Origin of the sequence: Sulfurospirillum sp. SCADC, assembly GCF_000743525.1 — a bacterium.
In the GTDB taxonomy this organism is placed as follows: domain Bacteria; phylum Campylobacterota; class Campylobacteria; order Campylobacterales; family Sulfurospirillaceae; genus Sulfurospirillum.
Genome location: NZ_JQGK01000027.1, coordinates 1 through 10,770 on the forward strand (window position 1 = coordinate 1; position 10,770 = coordinate 10,770).

Annotated in this window: 12 protein-coding genes and 1 pseudogene; 6 read left to right on the plus strand and 7 right to left on the minus strand. The window is 42.6% G+C overall.

Annotated features, from left to right (window positions below; all coding sequences use genetic code 11):
* Positions 1–364 precede the first annotated feature (364 nt).
* Both JU57_RS13255 and JU57_RS13260 read left to right on the plus strand, forming a co-directional pair.
* Positions 365–580: a DUF6290 family protein gene (locus JU57_RS13255; protein WP_037962094.1), complete on the plus strand. Its 216-nt coding sequence runs from the start codon at positions 365–367 to the stop codon at positions 578–580.
* The gene (locus tag JU57_RS13260) at positions 564–833 is read left to right on the plus strand and encodes a type II toxin-antitoxin system RelE/ParE family toxin (protein WP_037962096.1); all 270 of its coding nucleotides are present in this window, start codon (positions 564–566) and stop codon (positions 831–833) included. The genes JU57_RS13255 and JU57_RS13260 overlap by 17 nt, the downstream gene beginning before the upstream one ends.
* 33 nt (positions 834–866) lie before the next feature.
* On the opposite strand, the gene JU57_RS13865 is transcribed toward JU57_RS13260, so the two are convergent.
* The 6 genes and pseudogenes from JU57_RS13865 to JU57_RS13290 form a co-directional block, all read right to left on the minus strand.
* The gene (locus JU57_RS13865) at positions 867–2,399 is read right to left on the minus strand and encodes a PAS domain S-box protein (RefSeq protein WP_051906913.1); all 1,533 of its coding nucleotides are present in this window, start codon (positions 2,397–2,399) and stop codon (positions 867–869) included.
* Positions 2,389–4,026 (minus strand): PAS domain-containing sensor histidine kinase, encoded by a 1,638-nt coding sequence (locus tag JU57_RS13270; protein ID WP_037962098.1) that lies wholly within the window; start codon positions 4,024–4,026, stop codon positions 2,389–2,391. The genes JU57_RS13865 and JU57_RS13270 overlap by 11 nt, the downstream gene beginning before the upstream one ends.
* A gap of 8 nt (positions 4,027–4,034) precedes the next feature.
* On the minus strand, positions 4,035–4,403 hold the full coding sequence (locus JU57_RS13275; RefSeq protein WP_037962100.1) for a response regulator: 369 nt from the start codon (positions 4,401–4,403) through the stop codon (positions 4,035–4,037).
* 3 nt (positions 4,404–4,406) lie between these two features.
* A pseudogene (locus JU57_RS14195) lies at positions 4,407–5,003 on the minus strand (methyl-accepting chemotaxis protein); the annotation flags it as partial.
* A gap of 560 nt (positions 5,004–5,563) precedes the next feature.
* Complete coding sequence (locus tag JU57_RS13870; RefSeq protein ID WP_051906916.1) at positions 5,564–5,968, minus strand: hypothetical protein; 405 nt, start codon at positions 5,966–5,968, stop codon at positions 5,564–5,566.
* A 146-nt stretch (positions 5,969–6,114) separates the two neighbouring features.
* Positions 6,115–6,618, minus strand: a complete 504-nt coding sequence (locus JU57_RS13290) for a NifB/NifX family molybdenum-iron cluster-binding protein (protein ID WP_051906918.1) — start codon at positions 6,616–6,618, stop codon at positions 6,115–6,117.
* Between the two features lie 250 nt (positions 6,619–6,868).
* On the opposite strand from JU57_RS13290, the gene JU57_RS13295 reads away from it, so the two are divergent.
* Positions 6,869–7,453, plus strand: coding sequence for a DUF134 domain-containing protein (locus JU57_RS13295; RefSeq protein ID WP_037962103.1), 585 nt, complete (start codon positions 6,869–6,871; stop codon positions 7,451–7,453).
* Between the two features lies 1 nt (position 7,454).
* Here the strand turns inward: JU57_RS13295 and JU57_RS13300 are convergent, their stop codons facing one another.
* The gene (locus JU57_RS13300; protein WP_037962105.1) at positions 7,455–8,222 is read right to left on the minus strand and encodes an undecaprenyl-diphosphate phosphatase; all 768 of its coding nucleotides are present in this window, start codon (positions 8,220–8,222) and stop codon (positions 7,455–7,457) included.
* Between the two features lie 269 nt (positions 8,223–8,491).
* Between JU57_RS13300 and JU57_RS13305 the strand changes: the two genes are divergently transcribed.
* The 3 genes from JU57_RS13305 to JU57_RS14200 all read left to right on the plus strand — a co-directional run bounded on the left by JU57_RS13305 (position 8,492) and on the right by JU57_RS14200 (position 10,762).
* Positions 8,492–9,811: a double-cubane-cluster-containing anaerobic reductase gene (locus JU57_RS13305; RefSeq protein WP_037962107.1), complete on the plus strand. Its 1,320-nt coding sequence runs from the start codon at positions 8,492–8,494 to the stop codon at positions 9,809–9,811.
* Positions 9,811–10,569: an acyl-CoA dehydratase activase gene (locus JU57_RS13310; protein ID WP_037962109.1), complete on the plus strand. Its 759-nt coding sequence runs from the start codon at positions 9,811–9,813 to the stop codon at positions 10,567–10,569. Before JU57_RS13305 ends, JU57_RS13310 begins: the two co-directional genes overlap by 1 nt.
* A 61-nt stretch (positions 10,570–10,630) precedes the next feature.
* Complete coding sequence (locus JU57_RS14200; protein WP_294877480.1) at positions 10,631–10,762, plus strand: hypothetical protein; 132 nt, start codon at positions 10,631–10,633, stop codon at positions 10,760–10,762.
* Positions 10,763–10,770: the final 8 nt, after the last annotated feature.

The window sequence follows — 10,770 nt, forward strand, 5'->3', positions numbered from 1 at the left end:
TTCAAATATTCGTCAATTAAACAGTAAACTGCTATAATGTCTCGCTCCATAAACGTGCCCTCCACGGCTTTTTATGGAGTCTCAAGCAATTTTTAGACCCTTCTTCGCAACTAGCAGTTTGGGTTACTACCTATAGTAATTGAAAGCATAAAGGTTCAACCTTCTTCCAAATATGATGGAAGAAGTGTAGCCAGAGTGCCTGACAGGTTGTGTCATACTTTTTGTGCAAAAAATTTCACTAGCCACTCAAAAAAGTCTTGTGCCTAGACTTAAAAGTCCAAACGCTTTAAGGCACAAGCCTTTTAGTCTGATTTGCGCTATAATGTGAATACAAAAAATACACGCATTCACAAAGGAGGATCATATGGCTACTTCCATTCGGCTTGATGATAGTTTTGAAGCGCGCTTAAGCCGTTTAGCCTCATTAACAGATCGTCCAAAATCTTTTTATATCCGTAAATTGTTTGAAGATTATTTTGAGAATTTGGAAGATTATTATTTGGCAGAAAAAGCAGATCAAACACCTGAGAAAATCTATACGTTAGACGAAGTGGTAAAAGAACTTGGCTTGGATCGTTAACTTTAAAGAGAGTGCCAAAAAAGAGCTCTCAAAACTCGATAAGCCCATTGCCAAGAAGCTTGTTATCTTTTTACAACACTTAAGTGACTGCGATGATCCCAGACAAAAAGGCAAGCAACTCAAAGGTAAACTCAAAGATTTTTGGCGATACCGAGTGGGTGATTATCGCATCATTACCAAGATAACAGACCACGAAATCACTATTTTAGTCTTAAAAGTGGCACATCGAAAAGATGTTTACGAGGATCAATAAGTCAGATTTAAAAAGTTAAATTTTTGACAAACCTTATGAAGATCGTGGAAATTCCAAGATAAATCTCGCGCCGATGGGGGTCTCTTCATGGGTGATGTTCTCTACCCTGATGCTGCCTCCAAAGCTCTCTTTCATGATCATCGAGCAGATGTAAAGCCCAATGCCACTGCCTTGCATCTTCCCTTTGGTGCTAAAATAAGGCTCAAAAATGCGCTCCAACACGCTCTCCTCAATGCCTCCTGCGTTATCTTCCACACACAAATGCACCCCCTCTTCATTGCTCCATGCCACAAGGCAGATCTGTTTGGGCTCAATCTCCTTGGTGCTAAACGCATCTTTGGCATTGCTTAAAAGGTTGAGGATGACTTGCTGTAACTCATTGGCTAAGCCATAAACCTCCACCGTTTCATCGATGTTGTGGGAGAGGGCAATGCCTTCATTGCGCAGTTGTATGGCGGTGATATTGGTCGCATAGCGCACCGCTTCGTGCAGCTTAAATGCTTTTTTCTCTTTATTTGGTTTGTAAAAATCCATAAAATCACTGATGGTACTGCTCATCTGCTCGGTCAGTGACTCAATCGTATCAAACGCGCTGTTAAATTTTTCATCGCTTAAAGCGCCTAAGGCATATTTACACCTGAGATCGAACGTTGTGATATTGAGCACATTCAGCGGTTGGCGCCACTGGTGAGCGATATGTCCGATGATTTCGCCCATGGCGGCGAGCTTGTGTTGCTGCACTAGCATCGCCTCTTGCTCTTTTTGAACGCGTCTTGATTCGACCATTTCGGTCACATCAAAAACCGTCATGATTTTATAAGGACCTCCCACGATATGCTCCAAAAGCCCTTCGGTTGCATAAACGTAGATGCGCTTACCGCCTTTTCGTACCGATTCCATTTCGCCATCATTCGCCACTTCACGGTGCGCGAGAAACGCATCGTGATGAAGCCGTTCAACATCACGCAATGCCTCAGGAACAAGCAGATGCAAATGCCTGCCAATCAACTCTGCTTCGCTGTAGCCGTAAAGTTTAGCAAACGCGGGATTGAGTGCCACAAAACGCCCCTCTTGGTCTAACAAAGCGATGCCAAGATTGGCGGTTGCGAAGATCTGCTCGTAAAAAGCCTCACTCTCTTGTTGGTCACCCTCTTCTTGAAAAAGGAGGCTGTGAGCGCACGAAAGATCGACGTCATTTTCCACCAAAGCAGGCGTGGAAATAGCCCAAAAGAAGACGACATACCCTCTCTTTTGACCCTCTTCAAGCAAGGGATTGGCTCTGACAGACACATCGATCCATCTGCCATCTTTGGTTAAAAAAACCTCTTCGCCCACATAGGTTTTATCTTGCAAAAACGCTTTGTAGATGGGGCATTGTAAAAGCCCTTTTTTTTCGTGATGTGCGTGAAAAATAAAATGGCCAATTTTGCCTAAAAGTTCCTCTTCACTGTAGCCTAAAATCGTTTGAGCCGCGGGGTTAAAATGGGTGATTTTGCCATCGCTATCAAAGGCGTAAAGCCCTTCACTCATCGAGTCATACAACTGTTTTAAAAACTTATAGGACATGGATGGACTCTTTGGCTAGAGGAAGGCGTACCTCAAAAACGGCGCCATCGTTTTCATTGTACGCGATGATTTTACCCGCATGTTGCGTAATGATTTGCTGAACGATATTCAGCCCAATGCCAATGCCAGAGCTCTCTTTCGTACTCTCAAACGGCTCAAAAATACGCGGTAAAATCGCAGCATCAATGCCTCCAGCATTGTCGCAAAAACGCACCACAACCGTTTGATCTTCTTCAAAAATCTTTACATGTAAAGCGCGTTTTTCAAACGACTCGATCTTGACAAGCTCATCTAAAGCATTGTTCAAAATGATCACAAACACCTGCTCGATACGCTGTTTTTGAACATTACATGTAAAGTGGTATTCACTTTTAGAAAGGCTTAGATCAAAGATTTTATCATTCATACGAATAGCAACAATTTGCTTTGAACGGTTGTACGAAAGAGAGAGCGAAGTGCACAAAAGCTCATACAGATTGACCTTCTCTTTTTGTTCGCGACTCTTTTGAGATACCTCGCGCATCGTCTCAATAATGCTCTCAATTCGCTCAATACCCTCTTGAATCGATTGGCTATCTTTGAGCATCTCAAAATTACCTTTGACATAGGTTAAAGGCGTGTTGATCTCATGTGTAATGCCTGCTGCCATCTGACTGATGGCGCTAAATTTGGCATTGCGCACCATCTCCTCTTGGTAGCTTTTTTGGATTTTGAGGTTTTTATCCACCTCTTCATGAATACGGTTTTGCAAATAGATTTCTTGTTTTTCAACTTCTGTTATATCGATGAAAACACCCACAAAGCCATCAAAAACATCATTGCGCATCATCCGTTTTTTTTGAATTTCCAGCGTTACTTTTTGCTTACTCAGCGGTACAGTGGTAGTTATTTTATAGACTTGAAGGTTACATGTAAACATCTCTTGATCTTTTTGAGAGAGTCTATTGGCAATCTCAATGGGATAAAGTTCAAACGCCGTTTTACCTAGAATATCCTCTTTTTTCAAACCAAAATAGGCACAAAAAGCACGACTGCATCCGATGTAGCGAAAATAACGATCTTTGATAAAAACAGGCACAGGAATAATGTCTAAAATCGTTTCAATATCACGTAACTGTTTTTGGTATTTGAGGTTGAGTTTTGCAATGGTATTGCGTGATTTGACACGCAAAGAGATGTCACGAACACTCCAAATGCTTAGCTGTTCTGCCTCATCCGTAAATTTTTTGCCAAAAAGTTCTGCCCAAAAGGCTGTACACTCTTTCGTACGTAGTCGGTATTCTAAGTTACTGACTCGCTCAAACATACCTTCATTTAAGTGGATACGCCACCATTTCTCGTAAAGCTTTTGTGACGTAAAAAGAGTGCTGACATGTAAACCTAAAATATCCTCTTTGGTGTAAGCAAAAAGGTCGGTAAATGTCTCATTTACATCGACAATACAGTGCTTTTCATCCAATACGATATAGGCAAGATCAGAGTTATTAAAATAGAGTTTAGCTTTTTGTGCAAGGCGCTCTAGCTCTTTTTTTTCAGCAACGGCGCACTCTAAAATGCGCCTGTTTTGGTTTTTAAAGACGGTAATTTCTTGCTCAAGATCGCGGATCTTTGAGAGTAAATTTTTCATACAAGATGCTACTGAACCAGTTCGTAAATCTTCTCTTCTAAGGCTTTCATCGAGGAAAATGGCTTCATAATGTAGTGGGTTGCCCCTTCGCGGTGCGATTTGAGCACTTTATCGAGTGTGGAATAGGCTGTCATCATAATGATTTTAAGCTCAAGTGCTTTTTCATGCAGGTTTTTGAGCACATCCAAACCATTCATCTGCGGCATCATAATGTCTAAAAGCACGACATCGTAGCTTTTGTCGATGCGTGAGATCGCATTATGAGGGTTGGAGAAGGTGGTGACTTCAAAGCCAGAAGTACGACGCAAATACTTTTCGATCATATCTAAGATCTCTTGTTCATCATCAATAACCGCTACTTTAATCATCTTATTCATTCGTTACCCCCGCACCTGTTTGTCAAAAAGATGCTCTTTGGCTTCAAGTATCAATGTTTTTGATTTTTCATCGACCATCGCATCCAATGTCGTAAAAATATCGCCACTCGCACTTTCGATCTCTCTTACCATCGCTTCTATCTCTGCTTTGGAACAGATTGCTTTCTCACCGCCACACTCTTTGGCTAAACGATTTGCCACATCATGCACTTTCGCATGCGGATTTTCCAGTTTTCCAAAGGAAGCCGTTTTGCTAAATTCCTCTTTGCCGATTCCTCGCTCATACCAATTGCCCAATCGGCATTCATGGTGCGTGGTCGCTTTTTGCGTACGCTCAGCCAAATTTCGCACCTCATCGGCAACAACGGCAAACCCACGCCCGTGTTCACCTGCGCGCGCAGCTTCAATGGCAGCATTGAGCGCTAAAAGGTTGGTCTGATCGGCAATATCTTCGATGAGTTGTACCACCCCTGAGATCTCCTTACTTCTGCTTAGAAGAGACTTTGAATTGCTGACAACATCGCTCATCAAAAGGCTTAGTTTATCCATAGCTGTAGAAGCATTATTCACAAGGGTGAGTCCTTCTCGTGACTCTTGTGAGGTCTGAGCTGACTCTGTTTTCATCACTTTTAGATCACCCAAAATCTCAGAAAAAGTCGTCTGAGAATTGTGAAGTGCATTTGAAATAGACTTTTGATGCAGGCTTAAAATGTTGCTGTCTTTCGCATTGCGAACATCGGTTTTGATGATGCTATACGCCACAAGCTCAGGACTGAGGCGTTTGGAGAGTACAGAACCTTCGCAACCATTCATACTGATATGCTCCATCGATTCGTTTAAACGTGAGGCTAATTTAGAAGGCTCTTTAATCGTCATTTTGGCAAGATCATTTTGCATCACGATCTTTTGAGTGTTATCCACCACCACAATCATCTCTTCTTGAGAGAAGTGCGAGAGTGCGAGAAGACGCTCATTTTCTGCCTGTAACTGTGCAATTTCATCGCGTAAAATCGCAAGCTCTTTAGGCTCTTTTTTCGTAAAAAACATAGTAACCCCACTGAAAATTAGTTAAAGTATAGGATATAACTATAACATTAAGATTACGTTAGATGTAAGAAAAAATGGTGCTATTTTAATCTTTTTATCACGCGGTGTTACATTTAACGCAAACTCGTCACAGACGCATAGGCACACTCAATTTTTGACGCAATATCACCTCCTTTTTTATCCATAAAATCTATTTGTATTTTATAGATTAATTCACCATCAAGTTCAAAGGCAAAAACCAAATAGCCTGCATATTTTTTTGCATCTTGCGTTTTTTTGCCAGGATCGAGCAGATCATTTTCATACAGTAAAACCGATAGCACAAGAGCACTCTTCGCGTCTTCTTCTCCAAAACGTTTGCGTATCTTCTCTTGCAGTGCTTCGGTATCAACATAATTGAAAAGTGCCGTAGGGGTGTAGCGCGATGGCTGAGTGAAGAAGAGCAGATGTATACGTTCATCTCTCAACCGCTCTTTGAGCGCCTCAACAAGGGCCGCCTGATAAATTTTTTCAAACACAACCACCTCGTGATGGCACGCTATTCGTTGTGCTGTCGCTTTTGGCTTGGTAATCTGCTTGTAAATAGTAAATAGTAAATAGCAAATCCCAAGACCAAAACAAGCCCAAAGAGAATTAAAAATGTACCTCTTTTAAGCATGAGAAATTATGCGTGCGCATGAAAATGGTTGCATTGATGCGCCAACCCTCTTTTAGAGAGAGCATTTTCATTTCCATGCTGGTGTTTGTGCGCATGTTTACTGCAACAATGGTGCTTTTTTCCGTGATGGGAAGCACCTTCTTCCTCGCCATGATCATGCTCTTCTTCCCCCAAAAGGTCCATGTAATTGACAACTGTGACCTCTTCGAGTGCACCCTCTTTCAATTTTTGAAGCACGTCTTCAAGCTCAACACGTCCAGCACCTGCAAAATAGATTTTAATGCCAGCACCTTGCAACGCATGAAAAGGCTTCTCGCCCAGATGGTTGGCAATGAGGCTCGTAACCCCTAAGCTTTGAAGCCAACGCGCTACTTTCATGCCACCTTCTTCTGCATTAGCGTGTGTGGTGATATTTCCTGCATCATCAATGATAGAAAAAAACTTTGCTTTTCCAAACAGAGGTGAAAGTACCCCTTTTTCTTTGTCCGTTTTAACAGCAACTGCGATCATTTTAAACTCCTTATTTGGTCATATGTTCAGAATCATAGCACTTTAAATGAACATATGTCAAGTATATTTCAAACAATCTGTGCTATGATACTTTTACAATTATACTTTTTGCAAACTCATTTTGCAAAAAGAAAAAGCACCAAAGGTGCGTGGGCACTCTGCCGAAGAGAACCCAGTGTTAACGTAGTCTTTAGAGCTTCGCTTTAAAGACGTATAAAGTTCTGCAAGAACTCTATTTAAAAGGAATGCAATGCCTCGCCACAAATGCCGACGTGCCACTTCGTATCAACCGCTGATTACCCGTTTTATGCCCAAAGGTGGCGTGCAAGAAGAGTCTGTTACGCTCATTCCTGAAGAGATTGAAGCACTGTATTTGATGGATTTGTTGGATTTGTATCAAGAAGAGGCGGCAGCTAAGATGGAAGTCTCACGCCCTACGTTTGCGCGCATCATCAAAACAGCACGCCAAAAAGTAGCATTAGCACTTCTGTGTGGGCATCAATTGCATTTAGAAGTGAAGCGCGATCGTTATGTGGTTGCTTTTTGTTGCGATGAGAAAGAGCGGTATGAACACTTACATCCGAAGGGAAAATACATTGTTATTGTTACAGTTAACGAGCAAAAAATTGAGAATTTGCTCTGTCTCAATAACCCTGCTCACGCCAAAGAGATGAAACCACCTCTTCTTTTAACCCCTATTTTTCAAGAGCACGGCGTCAACTTTTTTCTCACCGCCAGCTTAGGGGCTGGGCTTAAAAGCACCCTCGCCTCAGGAGGCATTCAAGTCATTATGAAAGAGAGCATTTCCGAAGAGGAGATTCCTAAACTTTTTTGACCTAATAGAATGCCAACAACGCGACACCAAAAATGATGCGGTAGATGCCAAAACTGACAAAGGTAAACGTCTCTAAAAATTTCAAAAAGAGTTTGATGGTTGCATACGCGACGAGGAAAGAGACCACAAAGCCGACGGCTAAAATTATAAAATTGGCATCGGTAAACAGCTCGCTTCGATGCTTCACAAGGTCATACGCTGTCGTGGCGCACATCACAGGAAACGCGAGTAAAAACGAAAACTCAGCACTCGCTTTGCGTGTCAAACCCACAAGCATCGCACCAATGATGGTCGAACCTGCACGTGACGTACCAGGAATGAGTGCAAAAACCTGTGCGATACCGATCCAAAAGGCTTGTGTGTAACTCACCTTTTCCACATCGTCGATAAAATGCTCTTTAGGCGTGTAAAACTTCTCCACCACCAAAAACACGATGCCACCAATGATGAACATCAGAGCTACGATCTCAACACTAAACATCGCTTTGACCTGTTTGGCAAACATAAATCCCACCAAACCAAGGGGCACAAACGCCACCGCAAGCTTCATCCACAGATCAATTTTTTTAGGCGAAAACTTCTCTTTGTAGTTCAAAACCACCGCTAAAATAGCTGCAAACTGGATGATAACCTCATACGCTTTGACCATACTGTCTTGTTTCACGCCGAGCCAATCCCCAACGATGATCATATGCCCCGTTGAAGAGACAGGCAAAAACTCGGTGAAACCCTCGACGATTCCCATAATAATTGATTGAAAAATATCCACAAAATGTCCTACATGTAAAATAAAAAAGGATTGTAACATAAGGCGTATTAGACTTTGAGAAAATGCTTTACATGTAAGATGAAACGGAGAAATTTCCTCCTAATTTGGTAAAAGATACTTTACCTCTTTTTAATGTTAAGCAGATTACAATACATCAAACGCTGTTGGTCTAAGGCTTAGACATACATGAAGTAGCACCTCTTTTTTTTCCTGCTTACCGCTTTACATGTAAACCACGCAGCACTACATTTTCACAACAAGGAAAAACAATGGGTGTTGAACTTCACAAAGATTTATTAAGCAGTATCGGTGTTGACGTTGAGCGTCATGCAAAGATGATGGGTATGGGACTTGCAGGCTATCAAGCGGGTTTTATGAGCCAACCGAATCGTCCCAAAACGATGGCATATTTTGATTGGTTTATGAGCGAAATCCAAGCCGAGCGCATTGCTGAGATCAACGCGCTCAAAGCGCAAAAAAAACCAGCAGTGGGAACTTTTTGTATCTTCGTTCCTGAAGAGATTGTCGTAGGAGCAGGGGGAGCGTGTTATGGTTTGTGCGGTGGTTCAAACGCAACCATTGCCGACGCTGAGACCGAACTGCCTCGCAATATCTGCCCGCTCATCAAATCTGCTCATGGTTTTAAACTGCAACGCACCTGTGCCTACACCCAATCCTCAGACTTTATCTACGGTGAGACGACTTGTGAAGCCAAGAAAAAAGCATGGGAAATCCTTGCCAAACACCATCCCGTACATGTGATGAACATTCCACATATGAAGCGTGAGAAAGACCTCAAAATGTGGCAAGAAGAGATTGCAGAGTTTAAAGAGCATATCGAGCAAGTCACCGAGAAAAAACTAAGCCTTGAAGCGATGATAAAAGGTGTTCAAAAAGTCAATGCCAAACGCTTAGCCCTTCAACGCCTTGACACGCTTCGTGGCATGAATCCCGATGTAATGCCTATTAGTGGCAAAGATGCGCTTTGGATCACACAAGTGGGCTTTATGGATGATATTGAACGCTATACGCAAAAAGTGAACGAACTATGCGATGAACTCGAACTTCGGGTTAAAGAGGGCGTGAGCGTTTTCCCTGCTAATACACCTCGCATCATGATTTTAGGAACACCGCTTGCGCCTCCAAACTGGAAAATTCACACCGCCGTTGAAAACACAGGTGGCGCTATCATCAATGAAGAGTCGTGCATCGGACATCGCTACTACAAAGACAATGTCGATGTTGAGGGCGTGACAAATGAAGATGAACTTTATGCCCGTTTGATGAATCGTTACTCCAAAATTGACTGTGCGTGTTTTACGCCAAATACAGGCAGAACCGAGAAAATCATCCAAATGTACAAAGACCGCAAAGCCGATGGCGTCATCTACTACACCCTCTCTTTCTGTCACACTTACAATGTCGAATCGCACCTCGTGACCGAAGCGTTAGCCAAAGAGGGTATCCCATGCCTCGTCATCGAGTCTGACTACTCACCAGAAGATGCAGGACAGATTAAAACCCGTGTTGAAGCCTTTTTGGAGAGCATCAGTTTCAAACAAAAAGCGCAAGCGTTCGCAAGCAAATAATGTTTTGGGGTGTGGATATAGGCTCGACCTATACAAAAATCATCGGTATCGGAAAAGAGAAGGAGATCACCCATCATGCGGTGATCCCGACCATTTTTAACCAAGATGTCATCGTGGGCGAGTACCTCAAAGACAAAGAGGTCAAGATGCTCGTCGCCACAGGCTACGGACGGCACATGCTCGGAGACTCGCACGGTGCTCCCGTCATCTCCGAGATCAAAGCTCACGCCAAAGGAGCGTACTTTTTTCACAATGAAGTCAAAACCGTCATCGACCTTGGTGGGCAAGACAGCAAAGTCATCAAAATGGGAGATGATGGCGGATTTACCGACTTTCGCATGAACGACAAATGTGCGGCTGGAACAGGCAAATTTCTTGAAATCGCCGCCAATCGTTTGGGCTTAGAGATGGAAGCTTTTGCCAACGCAGGCTTTGACGCAACTAAAGAGCTCACTATATCGAGCATGTGTGCCGTTTTCGCTGAGTCTGAAGTCATCTCACTTATCGCCAAAAAAGAGAGCTTAGCCAACATCTGCTACGGCGTCCACGAATCCATCGCTTCACGTTTGGCTTCGATGGCTAAAAAATTTGTCGTCAAAGAAGATGACCGCATCGTCTTCACAGGAGGAGGCGCACTCAACCCTTTTTTACATCATATGTTGGAGCTTAAACTAGAACGTAAAATCCTCGTACCCGAACATCCTCAACTCATCGGCGCCGTTGGTGCGGCGCTTTCGGGGTTTGAGGTGTTTCAGTAATTTTCTTTACATGTAAAGGTTTAGATATAATTTTACAAATTATTATTTATAAAGGCTTTTTATGGCTAATGAACATAGTACCATCAGTGATATTAAAGTAGAATTGGAAAAACTAAGAATTAATCTTAAAAATCCACGTATTGAAAAAGCTTTAAAGGTGGAAGGTTTTGACTTAAATAACCCAAACTGCTAGTTAAACAG